22 protein-coding genes are annotated in these 24,910 nt (G+C 34.7%); 19 read left to right on the top strand and 3 right to left on the bottom strand.

The annotated features are described in order from the left end of the window. Nucleotides 1–17 precede the first annotated feature (17 nt). The 4 genes from EZV73_RS21600 to EZV73_RS21585 all read left to right on the top strand — a co-directional run bounded on the left by EZV73_RS21600 (nt 18) and on the right by EZV73_RS21585 (nt 3,672). Nucleotides 18–1,460, top strand: coding sequence for a YfcC family protein (locus tag EZV73_RS21600; protein WP_240842518.1), 1,443 nt, complete (start codon nt 18–20; stop codon nt 1,458–1,460). A gap of 163 nt (nt 1,461–1,623) precedes the next feature. Next, entirely contained in the window at nt 1,624–2,190 is a 567-nt protein-coding gene (locus tag EZV73_RS21595) for a histidine phosphatase family protein (protein ID WP_240842517.1), read from the top strand. After that, nucleotides 2,187–2,876 (top strand): hypothetical protein, encoded by a 690-nt coding sequence (locus tag EZV73_RS21590; RefSeq protein ID WP_240842516.1) that lies wholly within the window; start codon nt 2,187–2,189, stop codon nt 2,874–2,876. Before EZV73_RS21595 ends, EZV73_RS21590 begins: the two co-directional genes overlap by 4 nt. Before the next feature lie 85 nt (nt 2,877–2,961). Continuing rightward, on the top strand, nt 2,962–3,672 hold the full coding sequence (locus tag EZV73_RS21585) for a type II toxin-antitoxin system prevent-host-death family antitoxin (protein WP_240842515.1): 711 nt from the start codon (nt 2,962–2,964) through the stop codon (nt 3,670–3,672). 192 nt (nt 3,673–3,864) lie between these two features. Here EZV73_RS21585 and EZV73_RS21580 read toward each other — a convergent pair whose 3' ends face one another. Then, nucleotides 3,865–5,385, bottom strand: coding sequence for a GGDEF domain-containing protein (locus tag EZV73_RS21580; RefSeq protein WP_240842514.1), 1,521 nt, complete (start codon nt 5,383–5,385; stop codon nt 3,865–3,867). A gap of 319 nt (nt 5,386–5,704) precedes the next feature. Here EZV73_RS21580 and EZV73_RS21575 point away from each other — a divergent pair, with 319 nt between their 5' ends. Genes EZV73_RS21575 through EZV73_RS21560 form a run of 4 tightly spaced genes read left to right on the top strand, consistent with a single transcriptional unit; the run spans nt 5,705 to nt 7,007 of the window. Continuing rightward, nucleotides 5,705–5,890 carry a VOC family protein gene (locus EZV73_RS21575; protein WP_240842513.1) on the top strand — a complete coding sequence of 62 codons (186 nt, stop codon included), beginning with the start codon at nt 5,705–5,707 and terminating at the stop codon, nt 5,888–5,890. Next, nucleotides 5,878–6,033, top strand: coding sequence for a glyoxalase/bleomycin resistance/extradiol dioxygenase family protein (locus EZV73_RS21570; protein ID WP_240842512.1), 156 nt, complete (start codon nt 5,878–5,880; stop codon nt 6,031–6,033). Before EZV73_RS21575 ends, EZV73_RS21570 begins: the two co-directional genes overlap by 13 nt. Nucleotides 6,034–6,042: 9 nt before the next feature. Next, nucleotides 6,043–6,558, top strand: a complete 516-nt coding sequence (locus tag EZV73_RS21565) for a YcxB family protein (RefSeq protein WP_240842511.1) — start codon at nt 6,043–6,045, stop codon at nt 6,556–6,558. Nucleotides 6,559–6,560: 2 nt separating this feature from the next. Beyond that, a complete protein-coding gene (locus EZV73_RS21560) occupies nt 6,561–7,007 on the top strand; it encodes a ferritin family protein (RefSeq protein ID WP_240842510.1) in 447 nt (148 codons plus the stop codon). A 16-nt stretch (nt 7,008–7,023) separates the two neighbouring features. On the opposite strand, the gene EZV73_RS21555 is transcribed toward EZV73_RS21560, so the two are convergent. Beyond that, on the bottom strand, nt 7,024–7,590 hold the full coding sequence (locus tag EZV73_RS21555; protein WP_240842509.1) for a TetR/AcrR family transcriptional regulator: 567 nt from the start codon (nt 7,588–7,590) through the stop codon (nt 7,024–7,026). Between the two features lie 162 nt (nt 7,591–7,752). On the opposite strand from EZV73_RS21555, the gene EZV73_RS21550 reads away from it, so the two are divergent. After that, nucleotides 7,753–9,024: a DJ-1/PfpI family protein gene (locus EZV73_RS21550; protein ID WP_240842508.1), complete on the top strand. Its 1,272-nt coding sequence runs from the start codon at nt 7,753–7,755 to the stop codon at nt 9,022–9,024. A gap of 9 nt (nt 9,025–9,033) precedes the next feature. Here the strand turns inward: EZV73_RS21550 and EZV73_RS21545 are convergent, their stop codons facing one another. Next, a complete protein-coding gene (locus tag EZV73_RS21545; RefSeq protein WP_240842507.1) occupies nt 9,034–9,531 on the bottom strand; it encodes an RDD family protein in 498 nt (165 codons plus the stop codon). Between the two features lie 190 nt (nt 9,532–9,721). On the opposite strand from EZV73_RS21545, the gene EZV73_RS21540 reads away from it, so the two are divergent. The 10 genes from EZV73_RS21540 (at nt 9,722) to EZV73_RS21495 (ending at nt 24,882) form a co-directional block, all read left to right on the top strand. After that, a complete protein-coding gene (locus tag EZV73_RS21540) occupies nt 9,722–11,143 on the top strand; it encodes an ABC transporter substrate-binding protein (protein WP_240842506.1) in 1,422 nt (473 codons plus the stop codon). A 72-nt stretch (nt 11,144–11,215) separates the two neighbouring features. After that, nucleotides 11,216–12,148 (top strand): carbohydrate ABC transporter permease, encoded by a 933-nt coding sequence (locus EZV73_RS21535; RefSeq protein WP_240842505.1) that lies wholly within the window; start codon nt 11,216–11,218, stop codon nt 12,146–12,148. Nucleotides 12,149–12,157: 9 nt separating this feature from the next. After that, nucleotides 12,158–13,054 (top strand): carbohydrate ABC transporter permease, encoded by an 897-nt coding sequence (locus EZV73_RS21530; RefSeq protein ID WP_240842504.1) that lies wholly within the window; start codon nt 12,158–12,160, stop codon nt 13,052–13,054. 12 nt (nt 13,055–13,066) lie between these two features. Then, entirely contained in the window at nt 13,067–14,968 is a 1,902-nt protein-coding gene (locus EZV73_RS21525; protein ID WP_240842503.1) for a beta-L-arabinofuranosidase domain-containing protein, read from the top strand. Then, entirely contained in the window at nt 14,965–16,659 is a 1,695-nt protein-coding gene (locus EZV73_RS21520) for a glycoside hydrolase family 127 protein (protein ID WP_240842502.1), read from the top strand. The genes EZV73_RS21525 and EZV73_RS21520 overlap by 4 nt, the downstream gene beginning before the upstream one ends. Further along, nucleotides 16,660–17,748, top strand: coding sequence for an ABC transporter ATP-binding protein (locus EZV73_RS21515; RefSeq protein WP_240842501.1), 1,089 nt, complete (start codon nt 16,660–16,662; stop codon nt 17,746–17,748). An 8-nt stretch (nt 17,749–17,756) separates the two neighbouring features. Further along, nucleotides 17,757–20,729 carry a right-handed parallel beta-helix repeat-containing protein gene (locus EZV73_RS21510; protein ID WP_240842500.1) on the top strand — a complete coding sequence of 991 codons (2,973 nt, stop codon included), beginning with the start codon at nt 17,757–17,759 and terminating at the stop codon, nt 20,727–20,729. 52 nt (nt 20,730–20,781) lie between these two features. Then, on the top strand, nt 20,782–21,669 hold the full coding sequence (locus EZV73_RS21505; protein ID WP_240842499.1) for an AraC family transcriptional regulator: 888 nt from the start codon (nt 20,782–20,784) through the stop codon (nt 21,667–21,669). A gap of 127 nt (nt 21,670–21,796) precedes the next feature. Continuing rightward, nucleotides 21,797–22,852: a glycoside hydrolase family 172 protein gene (locus tag EZV73_RS21500; RefSeq protein ID WP_240842498.1), complete on the top strand. Its 1,056-nt coding sequence runs from the start codon at nt 21,797–21,799 to the stop codon at nt 22,850–22,852. After that, nucleotides 22,849–24,882, top strand: a complete 2,034-nt coding sequence (locus tag EZV73_RS21495) for a glycosyl hydrolase family 65 protein (RefSeq protein ID WP_240842497.1) — start codon at nt 22,849–22,851, stop codon at nt 24,880–24,882. Before EZV73_RS21500 ends, EZV73_RS21495 begins: the two co-directional genes overlap by 4 nt. Nucleotides 24,883–24,910: the final 28 nt, after the last annotated feature.

The following is a 24,910-nucleotide window of genomic DNA, read 5'->3' as shown; positions in this document are numbered from 1 at the left end:
TAAAAAGGGGGAAATTCATGAGTTATGCATTAAAAGAGAAAAAGAGTGAGGAAGTATCCGGTAAGTCAAATCTTAAGCAAAGTTTGACACACGCCTATGTCATACTGGCAGTATTAATTGTTGCCTGTACACTGCTGACATACATCATTCCATCCGGTAGTTTTGAAAGAGTAGTACATGAAGCAACAGGAAAAACGGTTATTGATCCGTCTACCTTCCAGTATGTTGACAACTCGCCAGTGGGATTACTTGGTATGCTTTTAGCAGTACCAAAAGGCATGAAGCAGGTTGCCAGTATTATATTCTTTATATTTATTATCGGTGGTGCTTTTGAAGTTCTAACACAAACAGGCTTTACACTAGCCATCGTTGGTCACAACATAAAGAAGTTTCAGGGTAAGGAATGGCTCTTGTTTCCAATCATTGTGATTATGCTTGCATGTCTAGCTGCAACTATGGGCCTTGCTGAAGAAATCATCATCTTTATTCCAATTCTAATGGTACTTTCAAAAGCCATGGGTGGCGATGAGTTAACGGCTGTTGGCTTGGCTTATTGCGGGGCTAGGGCAGGTCATATCAACGGTATGTTAAATCCTTTTTCTTTAGGTACTGCACAATCTTTTGCTGAACTGCCACTTTATTCAGGTCTTTGGTACAGGTCTATATGGTTTGTAATTACCATTATAGTGACAACTATTATTGTTTATAGATATACCATGAAGATAAAAAGAAATCCTGAAAAGTCGATTATGTATAATCCAAACAAGCCAAGTGGTCAAGATGACATTGATTTTTCAAAGATTCCTGATTATACAAGAACTCATAAGATCTTAGGTCTTGCTCTAGTAGCATCTTTAGCCCTTACAGTATTTGGTGTTTTCAAGTATGGCTGGTACATCAATGAGATAGCTGCAGTATACTTAGGATTTGGTATATTGTTTGGCCTGATAGCAAGATTTCCAGCCCACAAGATTGCAGATTATTTCTTAATCGGTGCAAAGAACATCGCTTTTGGTGCTTTAATTGTTGGTGTAGCAAGAGGCTTATTGGTTGTTTTACAAGATGGTCAGGTATTAGATACGATTACACATTTTTCAGCTAACTTACTAAGTGGTGCTCCTAAGCTAATCGCTGTTAATGGTATGTATGTTTTCCAATGGATTTTAAATATTTTAATCCCATCTGGTTCAGGTCAGGCAGCGACAACCATGCCTTTAATGATCCCAATATCAGACATATTGGAAATCAACAGACAGGTTACAGTTACAGCATTCCACTATGGTGATGGTGTCACCAATATCTTAACGCCTACCTCAGGTGCCTTGATGGCATGTCTTGCAGTTGGTAAAGTACCATACAGCAAATGGGTCAAGTGGGTTGTTCCAATGTTGGTTGCGTGGTCTATTATAGGATTTTCTGCAGTAACAATTGCTCAAATGATTAATTTAGGACCATTTTAGATAGAAGGTATAAGATGTATGGATATGCTTCCTAAGAGGAGCATATCCTATTTTTATAAAGAAAAGATTAATTCATATCTGTTAAGTTACGACAATTCATAGATTATATCGTAGAATAAGTATAAGTGCTAAAATAATGAATAGAATATACTAGGAGAATAAGATGACAAAAATATACTTAATAAGACATGGTGAAACAGAGTGGAATAGATTGACTAAACTACAGGGGAGAGAAGATATTTCTCTTAATCAGACTGGTCTTATGCAGGCGGATAAAGTATCTGAATACTTTTGTGATAAAAAGTTAGACCTGGTCTTTTCAAGTCCCTTAAAACGTGCATATGAGACTGCTGATGTCATTGCTAAAAAACATGACATAGATGGAGTTTTTACTTTAGAAGGTCTCATTGAAAGAGATTATGGTCAGGCTTCGGGTTATACATCAGCAGAGAGAAAAATTAAGTTTCCTGATGGCAAGTTTGAGGGTATGGAAGATTCTGAACTAGTAACTGAAAGGATGATGACATCGCTTTATAAGATTGCCAGAGAAAATACAAACAAGTCAATTTTAGTTGTGTCTCATGGTTCAGCCATTAATACCGTACTTGCATATCTGTCAGATAATGAAATTGGCAGCGGTAAAACAAGACTTCATAATTGTTCTGTTAACTTACTGAACTATAAAAATGAGTCTTTTTCCATTGAGTACTTTAACAGGGATGTTCTATGAAGAGGTCATTAGTTTTTATTTTAATATTTATCTTACTTTCACCCTTAAATGTCTATGCCAATTCAGCTGAACCGCCTTCTATAGTGATTATGTGTATGGATGGACCGGATGACTTAGAGATCTATTATGGTGATGTAAAGCTTTCTAAAAATCAAAGAATAGGAGAGGACTTTTTTTCTCTTTATCGATCCGATTTTAAAAATGAGAAAAATCACGTTTTAAAATTTGTATCAGACAAGAAAACCTTTGAAATAGAGATTGTTAAGTTAGACAAATACAGGTCTTATTATCGCTTAGACTATTCAAAAGAAAAACTGAGTGAAGGTAAAGGTGTTGTTAGATCATCTGTACTAATTGCCATAAGAATACTTCTGACATTAATAGTTGAGGCGGCAGTCTTCTTTGTATTTGGTTTTAGAAGTAAAAAATCTTGGAGAGCTTTTTTACTGATAAATCTCTTAACCCAGGGCTCTTTAAATATATGGCTATCAACTATGACACCAGGTTACGGTTATATCATCCTTGCCTTGATATTTTCTGAGGTATTAATCTTGCTTGTAGAGTCTTTAGGATTGTCTTGGTATATAGACGAACTAGCCACAAAATATACGGTTGTAACTGTTATTGTAGCCAATCTTATAAGCTTTTATGTAGGTATGATGGTCATACCCTTATTACCCATTTAGATGCAAGTCATATGACTTGTATTTATTTTGACTGATTTGACCATTTTGGCTAAATTAGCTACAATTGATTTAGGAGGTGGATATTATGAAAGTTACATCGACAGAAATTAAGAATTCATTCGGTAAGTATCTGAGGTTGTGTGCATCAGAAGACGTTGAAATAACAAAGAATGGTCTCACTGTTGCGAAGCTTGTATCTCTAGAGAATAATTATGACAGAGTTTGTGAAGCGGAGGCGGCATATAATGCAGATAGGTTGAAAATGTCTTTTGAAGCTTTTGAAAAAATGAATAAAACTGCTGACAAAAGATATGAGTATATAGATGGAGAAGTCTACTTAATGACATCACCTAGCATAAGGCATCAGTGGGTTGTTTCTAAGCTTCATGTTGCTCTAGACAAGTTTTTAAGAGGAAAGCCATGTGATGCTTTTGTATCGCCTTTTGATGTCACTTTAAAGGCAGAAAATAATTGGAATGTTGTCCAACCTGACATATTGGTATTATGTAACTGGAGACAAGATGCTGATGAAAATGATCGTTATCGTGGGATACCAAAATTAGTTGTTGAAGTCCTATCACCAAGTACACAAGAAAAAGATAAGACTAAAAAGTTAAAACTCTATAAGTTGTCTGGCGTAGAAGAGTTTTGGGTGATTGATCCAAAAGAAATGTATGTTACAATATATAATTTCCAAGATCAAAAAGTTCATTCTATAAAAGCCTATAGTTCTTCAGAAGCCTGGAAGTCGATTATATATCCTGAGTTTGAATACGAATTTGATGAAAGTTTTTAAAAATTTTATGATTTTTTCATCAAATGTACATATGAAGTACACATGGGGGTGTTATTATGTATTCAAGAAGAGAGATATCATAGTAAATAGATGATTTTAAACTTCAATCCCCCCTATTAATATTTTATGCGAGAAATCACTTGGTGCGAATCAGGTGATTTTTTATTTGTATTAAAATAAGGCCCTAGAGCCTTATCTGATAATATTGCCATTATAGCATGCACAGTTTCTTCCTTTGAACTTAGCAGTATATAGGTTCATATCTGCATGATCGATGAAGCTTTGTAAATCTTCTCTTGAATCAGAATTTGTAGACGCACCAATACTAATGGTGGCTATTTGATGTTTGTTTGTTATATGTTCTATCTGTAAATCACGTACAGCATTTAAAATGATGCTGACTAAATCCTGGATATTTACATGTTCTGATAAGAGTATGATAAATTCATCACCACCATATCTGTAAATCTGTTCTTTTCCTTCAGGTAATATTTTTGAGAGAGCATTAATGATGTCTCTGATACATGCATCGCCTTTTAAATGTCCATAAGTATCGTTATAGCCCTTAAAGAAATCAATATCAAACATAAGAAGGGCATACAGTTTATTTTGATCAAGTAGGCTCTTAGCGTCTTTTATGAGAGCTTTTCTATTTTGTGACTCAGTCAGTGTATCTCTTAGACTTTCTTCCATAACCGTTTTAACTTGTCTGGTTAAATCAAGTATCTTAAGGGTGTTTTCAGTAATGAACTGTTGATTTTTCTTATATAGCCTGTCTTGAACGGCTCGTGATTCCTTGTAAAGTTTAATAGATTTTTCTAAGTTTCCATGGTCTTCATGTATTTTTGCTAGATAATACATAAGCTGGGATTTAGCAATGGAATCGTGTTCAGTAATACAATCGAGGCAGTGTTCAATGGCTTTCTCTGCTAAATCAATAGAATCATTTTTGTCCATAGCAATGCACCATTCAATGACATAGTCATAATGGTTGATATGGGTATCTTTATTGTATTTATCCATGATGAGTAAGTTCATTTTCTGGCTGGATTCTAAGGTGTACCCTTGGTATGCTTCTATGAGATGGTAGGTCATAGCTAGAATGAAACGCGTACTCTCATCAACTTCATCTATAAAATTTTGTGCAGTACTTAGATACGCTTTTGCTTCATCATGCTTGCCTTGTTTAATAAGGTCATTGGCTAAATTGAGGTTAATAAAATATCGGTGAAATGTGTTGTCATGGTTATTGATAATTTCATAGGCTTTTCTAGTATAGTTTGTAGCTTCATCTATCATATCTAGCTTGAATAAGCAAGTACCAATGTTGGCGTTTAAAGGCCCAAGGTATTTAACGAGCTTGTTATCTGTAACTTTTTCAAGTGCTGACATAAAGAGTTGAAAAGAATGATTAAAAAAACCAAGATGCGTATAGAGTGCGCCTAAACGTGTTTCTATGATCACCAAACTTTCTATATTTCCTAAATTAGTAGCTAGGATTTGAGCTTTTGTAAGGACTTCAAAGGCCTCCTTAGCATCGTCTTTTAGATAATAGTACAAACCCTTGGCCAGTAGTAATTCCAGTTTGGCATTGACATGATCTAGTTCTTCAGCAAACTGAATAAGCTGGTCGAGTTCATCAAGTGAATATTTGTTAGCAAAGATATCATCTTGCATGTTTTCAATCTTTTTTGATAATGTTTTATAATCCATAATAAGCTCCTTAAAATAATTATACCCCATGACTTTAACTAATAACAATGTTGTAAATTGGAAGCTTAATAGAATAAAAAAAGTGTGTTAAAAGTTCTTAATGATTTAGGTCAAAAAAAGTTGATTTTCTTTGAAATGTACATATGAAGTACACATGAGGGTGTTATTATGTATTCAAGAAGAGAGATATCATAGTAAATAGATGATTTTAAACTTCAATCCCCCCTATTAATATTTTATGCGAGAAATCACTTGGTGCGAATCAGGTGATTTTTTATTTTTTTGGTGTATAATAGTAGAGGTGATGGAGGAAAGAGATATGGAAATGTGTGGCGTATGTTTGATTACAAGAGATGTAAGAAGACTAGCAGATTTTTACTCAAGCGTACTTGAAACCGATGCTATGGGTGATGATTACCATGTAGCCTTTGAAGGAAAGAACTTGGCCATATGGAATCATGGAGTAAAGAAGTCAGTCAGAACATCATCCTTATGTTTTATGTAGACGATCTCGAGGGTGAGTTTAAGAGAATTAATGAACTGGGTATAGAAATTACAACTGAGATAGAAAGCAAGCCTTGGGGCGTAAAAGTCTTTACATTTAGAGATCCAGACGGGCATGGTGTACACTTTTTAGAGAAGTTATAGGAGAGGATTATGAAAATAAATTATACATTAACAGCTAAAGATTATATAGACTTTAATATTTATCATATGAATACATCAAAAACAATGAAGAGAAACATCATGTTTCAAAGGCTGATGGGACCTCTTATCTTCACTATTTTTACATACATAGCTTATAGACTTACCAATATATCTCTTATGTATTGGTCAATAGTTTTTTTAATAGCCAGTGTCATATGGTTCTTTGTTTATCCAAGCAGATTAAAGAAGAGACTCATAAAGCACATCGTCAAGCTTCTTTCGGAAGATGAAAATAGAGGTCTTTTAGGTGACAAGGTCATGGAGTTAGGTGATGAGGGTATCATCGTTACAGATCAGTTTGGAAAGAACTCAGCATCTTACTCAGTGCTTTCAAGAATAGAAAAAACAGATGAACATATCTTTGCATTTAACAGTGCAGTTTCAGCTTACATCATACCATTATCAGCATTTGAAAATGACAGTCAAGTTGAAGCATTTATTGAGGAACTAAAGAATAGGGGATAATTATGAATGATAAAGAACTAGAACTACTAAAGAAAGCCATGATGAATGAAGATGATGGCGCTGATTATTATTTTAAACAATCACAGCAGTGGCATGAAAAGACTGTATGTGACAACTTTATAAAACTTTCTGAGGAAGAAAAACTTCATTCAAAGTGGTTAAGAGAATTATTCGACTCTAAAAAATCATTTGGAGATGAAAGAGTTTTTTCATATCTTGAGGTGAGTAGACCTAAGATTTATGATTGGACTGACATAAAAAAGATCTCTGATTTGGGTATTAAAGATGTTTTTAAAAAGGCCATGGCAATGGAGGAAGCTTCATATGAATACTACAAAGACATCAAGGCTTCTTCTCAAGATAAGGATTTGATACAGCTACTAGATATCCTTATTGAGTGGGAACTTGAACACTATAAGTCATTCAAAGAAGTCTATGAAAGCATGTAAAAATCCACAACTGATGTTATGGATTATAAAGTACATTTAATGATTCTAATAAAGTCTCTTCTAGAGGCTTTTTTTCGTTGTATAAAAAGTATTCGATGATGATACCATTCTGAATTCTTATGGCTACATCACATAAAAGTTCAGGGTTTGATTGATTAGTAATCTCTCCCGATTCTTGGCACTGCTGAATAAGTGGTATTAAGAGCTGTTTGACTTTTCTTGTAAACTCAATTGTATCTTCATTAGGTGCGACCAAGGTTGCAGCTATAAAGTGCCTGATAGCCTCGTCACTGCCTATACTTAATAAATGCCTATTGTAGACCAGTTGGATACGAACTGCTCTTTCATAGTTGTTTGGTGCTGTTAAGATCCATGACATGCTTTTAGTATCATAAACTGAATCTGAAATATAGTATTCTGTTAAAATTTGCTCTTTGGTTTTAAAGTGGTAATAGAAAGTTGATCGACCAAAGCTCATTTTAGAACAGATTTCTTTAATACTGACATTTTCATAACCCTTTTCAGCAAATAAATCGATGGCCGTATCGATTATTTTTTGTCTCGTTTTCTTACTTGTGTGCATTTTATAGCCTTTCTTAATATATTGTACAAACAGTATAACACCTATGCAAAGTTGAATCAAATATTAAAAAACTGTACAGTGTACAAATTTTGTTGACAAAGTATAAATATGAGTGTAGTATGTATAGCAAATAGATCAAGAAAACATGCATAGGAGGCATAAATGAAAATAGGTTATTTATTATTAGAGGGTTTTTCTAATGGTGATGTTATTGGTAGTCAAGCAGTACTGGCTTTTTCAAAATCGAAATTTTACTATATAGGCAAGGAAGAGAAGATGCTTCTTGGAGACTCTCAGTATTCTCTTAGAACCAATACAACATTAAAGTCGTGTCCTAAGTTAGATGTTCTAATCATACCAGGCTTAAAAGAAGAAACTCTAACCGAAGAGATCTTGGATTTTATAAGATTGCAAGCTAAATCTTGCAAACATGTTCTTGCATTTTCATCAGGTGTATTAGCTCTGGCTAAAACAGGTATTCTTAAAAATCGCTATGTGACAGCTGATAAGAAAACTCTACAGCGGCTTGAAGCATTTGGTGCTAGACCTGTAAATAGAAAGACTTTTATGAAAGATCATAAGTTTATTACAGCAGGTCCTTCAACGGGCGTGATTGAAGCGGCATATTATCTTGTCTACTTGGAAAGAGGTAAGGGCTTAACTAAATTATTAGAGCTTAATTTAGAGTATAATCCTACTAAGGCATTTGATCATATTGATCAAAGAGAATTACCGGATATAGACTATAAACCATTAAGAGTAGGCGTGACTTGTCCAGACAAACTTTACATGCCAGATGTAGCAGGGGCTGTTGATGTTTTTAAGAACATACCAAATGCAGAAATTTACTATGTGTGGAAAGAATATGGTCAAATGACTTCAATTTTAGGTCCAGATACTGAGGTAACCATGACATTTAAGGAAAGTCCTCAGTTTGATGTATTAATAACGGGTGCCATTGCACCTGGTGCTACAGTAGATGATGACTTGATAAATTTTTATAGAAGTCAGTCAAAAGGAGCTAAGGCGGTGGTAGGCGTTTGTGCAGGTGTATTCGTTTTAGGTGCTGCTGGTCTTTTAGAAAATAGGATGTCAGTAACGAATCTTCATATGTTGTCTATGTTAAAGAAGGTTGGCGCAAAAAGACATAACACAGAAACAACGGTAGATGGCAAGTACTTTACTGCAGGACCTGCAATAGGTTCATATGAAATAGCGCTCCAGGTTGTTGCGCAAATTTACGGTGAACCGTTAGCGGCATATTTAGAATCTGAAGTGTTAGAATATCATCCAAATCCTATATTTGATATGGGGACACCTAAAAAGGCCGGTAAGATTAGGCATATGATGAGTTTATGTCTCTCAACACCACTTTTACCTTTGTATGGCGGCAAAGTCAAAAGAGCATATAAAACAAATAAAACACTTCTTTAGAAGTGTTTTTTAAATGAGAGATTTTATAAGAGTAAATACTCTGGTCTTGTTGTATTTATCATGTAAACTGTCATTGTTTTCATCTTGCACCATATAGGCGAATGATAGAAACATGATCCAAGGGAGTGCTACAAGGTAATAGATTATTTGATGTATAAAACTCTGCTGACACCAAGTGATAAATCCATCTAATATCCCCACTTGATACATAAGAAAGAGTAGCCATATATTTATCTTCTCAATAAATGTTTTCCAGATGATTTCTCTATGTATAATTTGATCATAAGTATTCGTCTTATAAATCACTTTGATACGCATAAGACGTTTTCCAATTGTTTTAGATTTTAGTAATAAATTATATATACCAGCAATCAAAGAGATTACAGCAATGTTTTTAACAGGAGTTAAGGGATCTAGAACAGGTGTTGAAATCACATAGATTATTACTGAATCTATAAGATAGGAGATCAGACGTGCACCTAAGGGTGCTTTTTTATTTTTTTGCATTATAAGTCCTTTCTGTGCATAAGTTTACACTTATATTGTATAAAAATAGTCTGCAAATTGTAACGGAGATTTCAAACTAGAGATAGTATATTTCAAACCAAGTCCTCTTGAATTATAGAGAAAACGTTTGCTGGATGTTACTTTTTAATCACACCACATCAGGTGGTTGAATATTAAGGGAGGGACTATAATGAAGAAATTTTTAGTAATCATGTTGAGTGTATTACTAGCATTTACATCAATTGGATGTTCATCTAGCGATACAAACGCAGGAGGGGAAACACCAAAGGAATTGACCTTGTCATATCAATATTGGGATTTAATTCCTAATCAAGAAGAGGTCTTTGCAGAATTTACTAAGCAATATGAAGCAGAGTCAGGAATTAAAGTAACAATTGACGGTAATTTAGTTGGTGATGCTGGATGGCAAGATATATTAAAGACTCAAGTTGCTGCAGGTAATGGTCCAGATGTATTCCATATGGATTTAAATGAATTCTCTGCATGGAGAGATGTTGTTATTCAACCAATTTCACCTTACATTGATCAAACTTTAGTAGATGAGTTTGTGCCAAGTGCAGTGGGTGTATGGAAGGCAGACGATAAACTTTATGCACTTCCAAACTCTTTTTCTGTTGTTGCCTTTTTATACAATAAAGAAATGTTTGAAAAGGCTGGCTTAGATGTATCTGGTCAGACAAGAATGACCTTAGAAGATTTTGAAAATACAATGGATGCACTTTACAATACTTTTAAAGATGAACAAGTAAAATATGAAGAAGATGGTGAAAACTATCAAAATTATGTAGTTGGTACCAGATCACTTCTATACTGGTGGTGGTTATTTAATTCATATGGTGGTGAATCACTAGATACAACAAACAATATTGCTCAGGAAGCATATGTTGATGCAATTATGAAAATAGCTGAATATGCAGATAAGGGTTGGATAACTAATGCATCAGACGTTATGCCAGGTGGTGTAACCAATGCCTTTGGTTCAGCGGGCAATGTGGCTATTTATCCAACGGGTGACTGGACAACAACAGGCTATTACAGAACGCAACATGGTATTGGTCAAGTTGCAAAAGACATCACAACTGATTTTGGTTCATTAACTGTACCGCTTGGTTCTGATGGCAAAGTACATGCAGAAATGTATAATCAAGGTGTTGTTATGAATAAAAACATTGATGGTGCGAAAGCAGAAGCTGCTGCAGCTTTTATTGAGTATATGACAACTTCTGATGCATGGTTAAAAGCACGTGGTCCTGAAGCTGGTGGTTTAGGTATCCCAGGTAGAAAAGAATGGGCTGATGCATATAGCAATACTTGGTTTGAAAAGCCAGAACAAAGAGAAGCTTTTGTTTGGGAAGCTAACAATGGTGTCATCACATCACCAGACTATCAAATTCAAGGTATCGATCTATACAGTTTTGTTCAAGAGGCCATTACTCTATCTTATGATGTTGCCATTGAAGAAGGTCAAATGGATTATGATGCAGTTAGAAAACTAGTTATAGAAAGCTTAGAAAAATCACAAGAATCAATTAACTTACAGTTAAAAGAAAATGGATTAGAAATTGATAATCCAGAAGCAAAAGTTAAATAATATAAGCCCCCGTTTTGGGGGCTCTTATTGGGATGAAGCATGAGTGCTGACTTCTTATTTAGAGGAGAAACTATGTTAAAAGGTAGAAAACTCAACAGAATAGAGAAAAACGAAAACATAATGGGTTATCTATTTATGAGTCCTGCAATTATTATGTTAATTGTATGGATTATATTACCCATCATAATAGCTTTTGTATTATCATTTACGAACTATGATGTTTTACGAGACAATATCACACAGCCTTTTAATGGGGATATTGATTTTGTAGGATTTGATAACTACATAATGGCTATTGAAAATCCAATCTTTAGACAAGCATTAGGTCAAACCATTTACTATGCATTTGGTTCTGTAATTCTTACCACTTCCATAGGCTTGATATTAGCTCTTATTGCACACAATGCAAAGGGCAAAGGCTTCTTTAGAATTGCCTATTATATTCCAACTGTTACTTCAGTTGCAGTACTTGTTATCATTTTTGATGGCTTGTTTAGACCTGATACGATAATCAGTAATTTTCTTCAAACCTTTGGAATACCACCAATCCATTGGAGGCAAGAACCAGCATTTACAATGCCACTTGCCATCATTATGGCAGTGTGGGCAGGAAGTGGTTATTCGATGCTTATTTATCTAGCTGGTTTACAAGAGATTCCAGACAGTGTTTATGAAGCGGCTTCTTTGGATAGTGCACCTAGATTTAAGCAGTTTATACATATTACATTCCCACTACTTAACAATAAGACATTCTTTTTAATGGCAACTGGTTTTATTGGCTCATTACAAGTTTATGATGCAGTACAGATGTTGGCAGATTACGGTGATGCACCTATTACTGGTGGTCCCGAAGGTTCTTTATGGACTGTCGTGTATTATATTTACTATGTTGGATGGCAACAAAACAAAATGGGAAGAGCATCAGCCATATCTTTCTTGTTGCTCATTGTAATAATGGTATTCACATTGGTTCAAAGAAAGATATTTAAAGATCAAACGTATTAAGGAGTGTTTATGAAACAGAAAAGCAATGACTCAATTTGGTCTGATCCATTTAAAAGATCAGCCATGATATATAAAATCAATACCATCATTTTCACACTTCTGGCTCTTGCATTAACAGTATATACATTGTACCCATATTTTTTCTCGATCGTTGCATCTTTGAGATCTGGTTTTGATATATATACTGCAAAATTTAGCTTCAGTGAATTATCAACCTATGCATATGAAAGGATTCTCTTTGGAATAACAGCGGATGAGTCCATTAAATTATGGCAGTGGATGGGCAATACAGCTTTTGTTTCCATTGTAACGACATTTTTAACTCTTCTTGTTTCTGCTATGGGTGGCTATGCACTTGCTAGAATTAAGTTTAAAGGGGCAAATATATTACTGGTGATTATATTAGGTGTCATGATGATACCTGGTCAGATTACTTTGATTCCCAAATACATCATTATTGCAAACTTCCTTAAATGGGGGGATTCGTATTTAGGACTCATTGTTCCTGCAATATTTTCTGCATATTTTACATTTATGATGAGGCAATTCTTCCTGTCGTTTCCAAAGGAAGTGGAGGAAGCAGCTATACTAGATGGCATGAGCAGAGTGGGTGTTTTCTTTAAAATGCTTTTACCACTCTCGAAGGCACCATTATTAGCAGCTGGAACATTAATATTTATGGGGACATGGAACTCATATTTATGGCCGAAGCTTCTGATTAATGACTCATCAAGGTACCTTTTATCTCAAGGTATGACTGTTATGATGGGCGGCAGGTATACAAATACACCAGCTGTCAGTATGGCAGCGGCTATTATTTCAACATTACCATTGATTCTATTATTTATGGTATTTCAAAAACAGTTTATTGGTTCCATAGCTCAGACGGGACACAAAGGGGCATAGGAGGATTCGCTTATGGAAGAAAGGCGCAAATTATTTGCACTGCCTTATAAGGATTTAAAACCATCTGGTTGGTTATTAGACCAGATGACTTTACAAATGGATGGTATTACAAGAGATCTTGATCAAGTATGGGGTTCGGTATCAAACCATTCGGACTGGATAGGTGGTACGAATAACTCTTGGGAAAGACCGCCATACTGGCTTGATGGATTGGTGCCACTGTCATACCTTCTTGATGATCAAACAGGTATTGATAAATCAAAAAAATGGCTGGAATGGAGTTTAAATAGTCAAAGAGCTAATGGTGACTTTGGACCTAACTATAGAAAAACTGACTTTGATGAAACCCTATTTTGGCCAAAGTTTGTCATGCTTAAAAGCTTTGTATCTTATTATGAGTCTACAGAGGATGTAAGAGTAATTAGCTTGATGACAAATTACTTTAAGTTCGTTTTGGACAAGCTAGACACTTATAAGATGTCTGGATGGGGACAGGCTAGAGGGGCTGACTTAACTTATACCGTCATGTGGTTATATGACATTACTAAAGATGAGTTTTTAATGGACTTAGCCAAAAAGATAAACGACCAGAGTTTAAACTGGGTAGATACTTTCGAGTCTTTTCCATTTGTACAACCTACAGCTTATTATTATCCTTGGGAAAAAACATTAGAAAATACATTTAGAGGCGCCTTATATGATGTCATGAAATATCATTTAACACATGTTGTAAATGTAGCTATGGGCTTTAAACAACCAGCTATGAAGTACCTTGAAACAGGCAATGAAGAAGTTCTAAAAAGTTTTTATAAAGGCATCGAAGCTTTAGAAAAATATCATGGTCAGATCACAGGCATGTTTTCTGGTGATGAACATTTAAGCGGGGATAATCCTACTCAAGGAACAGAGCTGTGTGCAGTTGTGGAAATGATGTTCTCGCTTCAGATTATGCTAGAAGTAACAGGTGATCCTAAAATTGCAGATTTGCTTGAGAGAATCACTTACAATGCGCTTCCGGCAACCATATCTGAGGATTTTAAAACCCATCAATACGACCAACAAGTCAATCAAGTATTGGTTAGTGTAGCAGAAAGAAACTGGTACAACAATGAACCTGATTCCAATGTTTTTGGCTTTGAACCTAACTTTGGGTGTTGTCTTGCAAACATGCACCAGGGATGGCCAAAATTTATAAAATCAGGACTCTTTAAGAAAGAAAATAATATTTACGCTATGGTTCATATGCCCTTAAAAGCAGAATTTGACATAGATGGTCAAGCTGTACACTTGGATGTTATAACGGATTATCCATTTAGAGAAAAGATTGTTTATAAGGTACACACGACTGAAGCTACTAAGTTTCAGATGATGATTAGGATTCCTAGCTGGTGTGATGATTATAGACTTAAAATAAACAATAAAGTCTTGAAAACAGAAGATAGAGATTTTATTAAGATAGATAGGGTCTTTTGTGATGGTGATACCATAGAAGTAAAATTTGTTATGGAAGTTAAGAAGCATACAGGATGGTACCATAACGGTATGACCGTAGAAAGAGGACCATTAATCTATGCTTTACAAATAGATGAGGAATGGATTGAAAGACCAGAGGGCATTAAAAGTCATCCTAATTATGAAATATATCCTCATTCGCCTTGGAACTATGCTTTAGTTGATGACGAGGCATTCAAGGTATACGAGAAGAAATTAGAAAAACAGCCTTTTGGTTCTACTTGTCCTGTTCAAATTAAAACCAATGCAAAACGTGTTTCTTCTTGGTTTTTAGAAAAGAGTCAAGCAGGTGATCTACCTTTATCTCCAGTGGATATTGAAGCTGATTTAGAGGAAATAACTTTGATACCATATGCGAATGCTAAACTAAGAATTGGTTTATTTCCTTGGAGTCAATCATGAAAAAAGTGAGTTTTGATAAGGTAAAAATTCTTTCTGAATTTTGGAATGAGCGTATTGAGACGGTTCGCTCTAAGACCATTTGGCAAGTGCTTGATAAATGTAATGAAAGCAGAGTTAGGAATTTTGAAGCTGCAGGCATGTACCTTAGCGGAGATAAAAGTCAAGTCTTTGAAGGGCGGTTTTATGATGATTCTGATGTATATAAAGCTTTAGAAGGACTCAGCTATTTGCTGGTCGGTCATTATGATGAGAACTTGATGAAACAAGCAGATGAGATCATTGATAAGATTGCCTCTGCCCAGTGGCATGATGGCTATATCTCAACATACTTTACATTAACAGATGAAGATCGATATTCAGATATGGACCGTCATGAACTTTACTGTGGTGGCCATTTGATTGAAGCAGCCATAGCTTATTATAAGGCTACTGGTAAGGATGCATTATTAAATGTAGCTATAAAACTTGCAGACCACTGGGTTGACTATTTTCATTTGAAAAACTGGGTTTGTGGTCATCCGGAAGCAGAACTTGCCTTATTCAAACTTTATGAACTAACGAATGAAATAAAGTATAAAGAGTTGTCTTTATACTTACTAGAGCAAAGAGGCAAGGGTTTTTATAAGAGTGAGTCAAGACCCATTTGTAATCAATCGAATTTCTATACACTTGAATATGCTCAGGATCATGAACCCGTAAAAAAACAGGTGAAGGTTAAAGGACATGCTGTAAGAGCTATGTATCTCTATACAGCTATGGCTATGCTTGGTTATCCCGTGAAAGCTCTTTTTGAAGATTTAGTCAAGCATATGTATATAACAGGTGGTATTGGAGATTCCATAAAAAATGAAGGTTTTTCGGATGATAACAACATGAAAAATGAAAATGCCTACGCTGAAACTTGTGCCAGTATTGGATGTGTATTTTTTGCAGATAACATAAACGATAACTTGAATCAGCATGAAATAATTGAAAGTCAGATCTATAACAATATATTGGCTGGATTATCTGCTGATGGACAAAAGTTCTTTTATGTGAATCCAATGGTAACTAATGGTTTAAATAGGAAAGAGGGTGGACACAAGGAAAGAAGTCCATGGTTTACAACATCGTGTTGTCCGACTAATCTTACTAGATTTATTCCTTCTATCGGGTCATACATCTATCGTTATACAGATGATGTCATTTATATCAATCAACATATTGGGTCAGAAGTTACCATTGAAGGTGTAAACATTACTTTGAAGACGGATTACCCAAGAGGTGGGCATTTTGAAATTGATTACGATGGTAACATTCGTTTTAAGAAAATCTATTTCAGGCTGCCATCTTGGATAAAAACATTTAGGGTATCTGAAAGCTATGGACTAGAGAATGACTACATCATGATTGACTTAAAAGAGTCTGCTTCTTTTTCAATAGATTTTGAACTAGAAGTGAGAAAGTTATCAACACCTTTGATTGATTCAAATAAAGGAAAGAGTGCCCTAGCTTACGGTCCCTTTGTTTACTGTTTTGAAGGTAAAGATAGTCGTATAGAATTTTTAGAGGATGACTATGACATTATATGGAATGATGAACTTAAGGTTCATACGCAAGTAAATAATTATGAGGCAATACCTTATTATATATGGGGCAATAGGGGCAAGAGTGCCATGAAAGTATTTGTAAAAGAGAAAGGACGTGACTAAATGGCTAGTATCGTAATGAATAATTTAACGAAAAGCTATGACGGTGAATATAAGGCAGTCAATAATGCAAATCTTGAAATAGATGAAAAAGAGTTTTGTGTACTTTTAGGTCCTTCTGGATGTGGTAAAACAACACTCTTAAGAATGATTGCAGGCTTAGAAACAATAACAGATGGTGATCTTTATTTAGATGGCGTACATTTAAATCAGGTTTTACCAAAAGACCGTAATATAGCGATGGTGTTTCAAAGCTATGCGCTATATCCTCATTATAGTGTTTACAAGAATATGGCTTTTGGCCTTAAAATGAAGAAAATTCAGAAAGAAGAGATTGATAAGAGAATAAAGAAAGCAGCTGAGTATTTAGACCTTACAGAGTATCTTGATAGAAAACCAAGAAATCTTTCAGGCGGTCAGCAACAAAGAGTTGCTTTAGGACGAGCTTTAGTTAAACAAACAAAAGTGTTTTTAATGGATGAACCTTTATCAAACTTAGATGCAAAACTTCGTCAACAGACAAGAGAAACCATTGTCAAGATTCATGAGGATTCCGAAGCCACTACCTTGTATGTCACTCATGACCAGGTTGAGGCTATGACCATGGGCACTAAAATCGTTGTTATGAATAGAGGGGTTATTCAACAAATGGGTACTCCAGAGCAAATCTATGAAGAACCGAATAATGATTTTGTTGCAGGTTTTATTGGTTCGCCTTCCATTAATTTTATTGAGGGTATTGTAGAAGAAGATTCTTTCATAAGTGAAGACATAAAACTGAAGCTTACTGAAAATCAAAAGGACCTTCTAAGTGATTATCAAGGCAAGAATGTGAAGTTAGGCATTAGGCCAGAACACCTGTATAATGAAGAAGATGTTAAAGAAGACATGTTTGTTTCACCAATTAAAATGAAAATTAATTTCATTGAAAGACTTGGTGCTGAAACGATTTTAAACGGCCAAGTTGGAAGCACGAGAATTGTTGGTAAACTGGCATACTTCTTAAAGAAGGCTTTGACAGATATTGAGCTTCAAGTTGATATGACCAAGGCTCACTTCTTTGATATGGATACTAAAGAGGCAATTCGATAGGAGGCGTAATGGCTGCATTTATCAAACCTTTTCCAGGCATGAGGATTACAGAGGATGTAACTTTCATGCCTGGTGTATATAATTTCTATAATCTAGAAGGCATTATCATTGATGGTAATCATATTACCATAGATGGTTCATATGCCTTGTTTGTAGGTGGAAAAGAACTTGAAAAACAAGAAGTAGATATTGATACAAGTGAGTTCTCGTATGGCTATAGTGATAAAAAATACAACGCCAACTTACCCTATAAGGGTATTGGTATAAGGTCTGTCAAGACTAGAGGTGTTACTATTAAGAATCTGTCCTGCAGAGGGTTTAAGATTGGACTTTCACTTGATAACTGTGAAAACTGGCATATAGAAGCTTGCGATTTTTCTATGAATTATCATCATCCTGAACATGGATGGGACGATCATGATGATCTAGGTGGCGTTGTTCTGACTAATAGTCAAAAGTGTGTACTCCAAAATAATAAAGCCAACCAAGTATGGAATGCTTTAACTTTGAGACATTCAAATGAGAATTTAATTGTAAACAACAACTTTTCTTATACCTCTAACGTTGGTTTAAGAATGTGGCAATCAAGCCATAATAAAATATATGATAATAACTTTAGTCATGGTTTAAGAAAGAAACCTAATGAGATACATGCAAGAGATTCTTCTTGTGTTTTAGTAGAAACTAAGTCATGTCATAATCACTTCAAAGGAAATGATATGAGATATGGTGGAGATGGATTTTTTATAAGATCTTTGAATAACCTGATGTCTACTGATAATATCATTGAAGAAAATGATATGTCTTTTTCCAATAACAATGCCATTGAAGCGTGGGATGAAGGCAATATATACATCAGGAACAAAGCAAATGCCTCAAGCTACGGCTTTTGGCTAGGAAACTCTGATAACACCACCCTTATAGAGAATGAGGTTGCTTTCAATGGATGTACATTTAAGAATGCACCTGAAGCTTTTGGTAATGCAGGTATTGCAGTCGTAAATGGTTCAGGTACCAACTTTAAAGTGATTGGCAATCATATACATGATAACTCAGGACCTGGTCTTGCGATAAAAAACAAGTCTTACTATCCAAGTCAAAACTGGTTAATTAAAGACAATCAGTTTATTAGAAATCGTGATGATCAAAGAGGTTATTTGGGACATGGTATTTATATGAAGTATGTTCAAAATATTCACTTGATCAATAATATTTTTGAAGCTAATGACGGTAGGGATGTTTATCAAGACAAAGCTTGTTCTGAAGTTATTATTGAAACAAAAGACAAAATTCTAGTTGACTTTGAAATCAAGAAAGTGAAGAAAATATTTCAAGTTGAAGAATCCATTATCCTATCTACCACGACAAACTATCCTGTAGTTTGGTATATTGATGGAAAAAAGATAAAGGGCAATCTAATAGATTATAGCTTTGATGAACCTGGACTCAAAAGAATAGGAGCAAAGATAGAGCATAAGGATTACTGTGGTATCGCTTCTACTCATCTATACGTGATGCCTCAAGGAGAGAGCTTTAGTAATAAAATGATTAGTGGTACACATATAGCTCTACTGCTAAGAATTGAAGATGACTATATTGAATGGTATCAAACATCAGAAGAGCCAAGGATAGAGTTGAGTGGACAAGGTACATGTCTTTTAAAGCCTAAGAAGGGATTTTATGAACACTGTAACAGTATCATGAACGAGTATAAGTACGATCTATTATACATTGAAGTAAACCTTGAAGATGATCCACATTTTGATGTTGTCTCAGATGGAAAATCTAACTATAACAAGTATAAGATCATAACTGACAGAGCAGGTGTTCAGATTGAGGATATTGTCTTATTTTCTAAGAAGCCAAAAGATTCTTCTATGATGTATGGTATAGAGTCAGTTAGAACATCTTGCAATGACGAATTAAAGTATAAGCCTTTAGATAAACAAATAGAGACTTATGATAAGAGTCACTATTGGTTAAGTGAAGATAAGTCCTATTATCAAGTAAACTTTAAAACACCTCGCTACATCGATTCAATTGAATATGAGTTTTTGGACAATATTACAACAGATAGATTAATATCTTTTCCTGAACATGCAGAGGTTGAACTTATAGGGGCAAACACATCCTATAATCTTGATGGAAAAAGAAAAAGGTTAGTAATAAATAGAATCGAAGTTGAAGGATTAAGACTTCATGTATCTTCAAAAGATGCAGGACTTAAATATCTTAACTGCTTTGATAGTCATGCTTATCTTGTTGATATTGAATCAAACAATAAGGTAAAGGTAGAATCTCTTGATGTTATGCTTGCTTATAACAATGGGGATAATGGACAAGTTTCTGATTTAATCGTTGAAATTATTGAAGATGGCATGACACTTGTTAGTACTGAGGTAGAGTATGGTCAAGTTGAATTTATGAAACCTATCAATCTTCCTTTAGCTTTTGAGTATCTACCTAAAAGAGACTATATGGTTACCATGACCCAAAAAGAAATTCAGGAGGACCAAAGTGGTAAGTTCTACAGGTGGTGCAGCAATAAAATCGGACCTATGAATGGCCAATATGGCTTTATATCAAATGATAAGATTATTGATTCAGGCCGACTTGGCTGGGGAAACATGTGGTATAGACTCCATACAAAAGAAGGACTGTTTGATAAAAGTTTTGAAGATGAATTGGTAGGCAATAGAATAGGTATCAAGGAGATGGAAGTTTTATTTCAAAAGCTTGATATGACAGGCTATCATACTGGTTTGACCTACAATACAAAGTCAAGTGAACTAAGACGAGGTAAGTATACCTTAAAATGCCATCCTAACACTTCCAAAATAGTTATGTTTGGAAAGGGTGAAGTAACTATAAATAATGAGACCTACATGATAGATGAAAAGTTAGAAGTCTCAGTTAAAGAGACAGTTCTAGATTTATCTATTATAAATGAGGGATATATTTCTGATATTCGCACATTTTAGATTATAATTGCTTATAATTTTGCTATAATATAGGTGATTAGAGGGGGTTTTCATGTATATTGCTTTTAGTTGTCCACCATTTCCACATTTCATCGTTGCTGGTTCTGCAAAATATGGTGTACAAAATAGTCATCCGAATAGAAAAAATGTCGGTATATTCGATTTAATAGTCGTAGAATCAGGTGAATTGTATATCCAAGAGGAGCAGAAAAAATATGTTCTAAAGAAGAATCAATATATATTGTTGATGCCGGATACTATACATATTGGTTATAAAAATTCATGTCCAGATACAAGATTCTATTGGTTACACTTTGATACAATGGGTGACTATTCAACGGGCATTGACCCTAAACATTTTAAGCCTTTTGGAACTATGGAGTTAAGTGATTTTAAGAAGTTTAATCCATCCATGATTAACATCAAAAAAACGGATACACTTACAAATGTACTAGCAGATGAAGTTTTTAGATATATGAAAGAGTTAGCATCTTTAAACTTGGATCTTCGCAACAATACAATGAACATAACAGATTCAAAGATGCCACAACTTCTTCAGCAAAACTTATTTAACAACCTCATGAATGTTTTAAGTGCAAAGGAAAAGACTGTATCATTAGTTTCTAATGTGATTTCCTATATTGAAGCCAACTTCAAGAATCAGTTTACATTTTCAGAGATGGCTAAAACACTTAATTATCACCCAAATTATATTGCTAGGTTGATGAGAGATCAAACAGGTTACTCTCCAATGCAATACTTAATGTATTACAGATTGAATTATTCTAAGCAACTTCTTGCCAATACAAATTTAACAGTAGGCCAGATTGGTATGGAATCAGGCTTTACAGCAACAGCATATTTTTCTAAGGTATTTAAAGAAAAAACCAATATGCTTCCAACTGAATACAGGTTGAAAATGAGGAACACAATTGAATAAATTGAGGTGGTTTTTACCATCTCTTTTTTAGTTTTTAAACCTATTGTGTGACATTTTAAACTTGATGAATAGAATCGACCCAATACTGAATCAAATGTGTTAATCTTTGAGTAATTAGGAGGCGTTTATGTTAGGAAATTTAAGTCGTTTAAGTAAAAGAGAAAGTCGTTCGATCAGTGCTGAAAACATGACTGGAGAAAAAAACATGGGAGCACTTGCTCGTGAAGGTACTGGTGCTAGTGCAGCTGAGGGACTTGGTCAAGGCTGGAAGGTATCTCCATGTATTGAGATTGGTCCAGAAGCAACAGTTGAGATTGCATCAGTTTCTGGTCCCGGTCTTATAAAGTCTATGTGGTTTACAATCATAGGTATTCCGAGGTATACAGTACTAAGAATCTATTGGGATCATCAACCGCATCCATCTGTAGAAGTACCAATAGGGGACTTCTTTGTAGGAGCTAGCGGTAATTTTAAACAAGTAAGTGCATTACCTATATGTGTTAATCCTGTCAATGGTTATAACTCATACTTTGAGATGCCTTTTAACAAACACTGCAGAATTACCATTGAAAATCTAAATGATGAGAAGATGACCTTGTTTTATCAGATTAATTATGAAATAGGAGAAATAGATAAGGATGCTGCCTATTTTCATGCATCTTTTAGAAGGACTAATCCTTTACCTTATAAAGAGGTTTATACAATTGTAGATGGCATAAAAGGGACAGGTCATTATGTTGGGACCTATATGTATTGGCAAACTAATAATAACTACTGGTGGGGCGAAGGCGAAATAAAGTTCTATTTAGATGGTGATATGAACCCTAGTATTTGCGGCACCGGTACAGAAGATTACTTTGGTGGTGCTTGGTCATTTAGAACTAAGGATATGAAATATTTAGAATATACCACGCCATATTTGGGATTTTCAGTTGATAGGATCGACAATAATAACTGTGATATCTCTAATACACGGTTTAACTTATATAGGTTTCATGTACAAGATCCTATTCATTTTAAAGAGGATTTAAAAGTGAACATACAAGCACTCGGATGGCGAAGTAATTTTAAACGTTATTTGCCATTGATGGATGATATATCATCGGTTGCCTATTGGTATCAAACCTTACCTAGCAAACCATTTAAACCATTAGCTGATAAAGATTACTTGGAGATAATATGACAACAATTAATCAAACATTTGAAAAAGAACATTACAAACACTTTGAAGGACTTATGACCCAGGGCAATGGTTATCTCTCCATCAGGGCTTCATTTGAGGAAGATTATATTGAAGGACAAGATGATCTTTACTGGCGCATGCCTGCTAATGTGACCGTTGAAAAGAAGAGGCATACTGAAGGGAAGTTTGGCACCTATATACCACTTATAGTTGGAAATCATCCAATTCTTAGAGAAGAGATGATCAACTTACCTTACTTTTTAGGCATGAACTTTTATGTAGATGGTTGCAAGTTTCATATTAATCATGCAAGAAATCATCATAGAAAGCTAGACTTAAAGGATGGCCTTATTACTAGATATTTTGATTTTAAGGGGATTCATATAAAAACTGAGAGATACATCCATCAGGTACATAAGAACCTTGTGGTTCAAAAGTATGAAATACAAGGAGATAAAGATATAGAAGTTGAGTCTTACATTGACTATGGCGTTACGACCAATGGCTATAATCATTTTGTAGAGACATCTTATAATTTAGAGAATGGACTTCACTTGAATCTTTTAACTGATATGAATGATGAAGTTGAGATAGTCTCACGTTTATCCTTAGATAAGACAACAAGTGTTTCTGATCCACCTTACCTAATGGAAAAAAAGTTACTTCATCTTAAAAAAGATCAAAAGTATGTGTTTTACAAATACACACTTATCAGAACCTCTAAGGATGTTAATCCATGTGGTATAGATTTTGACTTCGATAAATTATATGCTGAGCATCAAAAGGCATGGCAAGAAAAGTGGGACATGGCCGATGTTGTAATTGAAGGTGATTCAAATTTGCAGTATGCACTTAGAGTATCGATTTACCACTTATTAAGATCAAACAATGAACACGAGTCAAGAGTTGCTATAGACGCCAAAGGAGCAGCCGGTGAAGCTTATTTTGGTCATTTTTTCTGGGATACAGAAATTTATCTCTTGCCCTTTTACTTGCTTACAAATCCTGTCGCTGCTAAGAACCTACTTATGTTTAGAGTCAACACATTAGAAGCGGCCAAGAAGAATGCAAAGTCTTATGGCTATAATGGGGCAAAGTATCCCTGGGAGTCTTCTGTTAGCGGAGCAGAACAATGCTCAAACTGGCAATATGCAGATTTGGAGATCCATGTAGGACTTGATATAGCCTATGCCATGATTAACTATTTGAAGGCTACAGGTGATCAAGAGTGTTTTAATAATCACTTCTTGGAATGTATCGATGAAGTACTGATGTATTTTATGGAGAGATTATCTTATAAAGACGGTGAGTTTCATTTAAAAGGGGTAATGGGACCTGATGAGTATATTCATTACTCTGATAATAACGCCTATACCAACAAACTTTTGTATGAGATTATGAAGTTTAGAATACAATATCAATCGGATACATTTTCAAAGAAGTTGTTGATATATAAAGATGGCTTGGTAATACAAGATGACTATATAATAGAGCAATGTGATCATTTTGGTGATTTTGATAATCTTGACTTCGATCTTGTATGGCCAGATAAATCAAAACCTTTTGGAGCGACAATCTCTCAAGAAAAGAATTATCGATCAAAGGCTCTGAAGCAAGCAGATGTATTGATGTTGTTTTTCTTATATAAAGATCAATATTCAAAAGAACGTATGAAAGATAACTTAGATTATTATTTGCCTTTGACAACACATGATTCAAGCTTATCCTATATTATACACTCAATCATTATGAATTGGACATGTGATGAAAGAGCCTATGAGTATTTAGAAAAAGCAATGGCCATAGATATAAATTATGGTGCAGAAGACGGCATACATATAGCAAATTGTGGAGGTTTGTATCAAGGACTTGTTTTTGGCTTATGCGGTATGAAAGTAGGAGCGAATGTTACTTTTGATCCAAAACTTCCAAAGAATATAAGAAAGGTATCTTTCAAATACAATCACTTAGGAAAAAAATATCAGGTGGACATAAACCATAATGGCGTAAATGTGAATGAAATTATGTAATTGTAGGTGAAATATTAAATAATTTTAT

Source organism: Acidaminobacter sp. JC074 (genome assembly GCF_022496765.1).
Taxonomy (GTDB): Bacteria; Bacillota; Clostridia; order Peptostreptococcales; family Acidaminobacteraceae; genus JABXKX01.
This window is presented reverse-complemented; position numbering and strand designations above follow the sequence as displayed.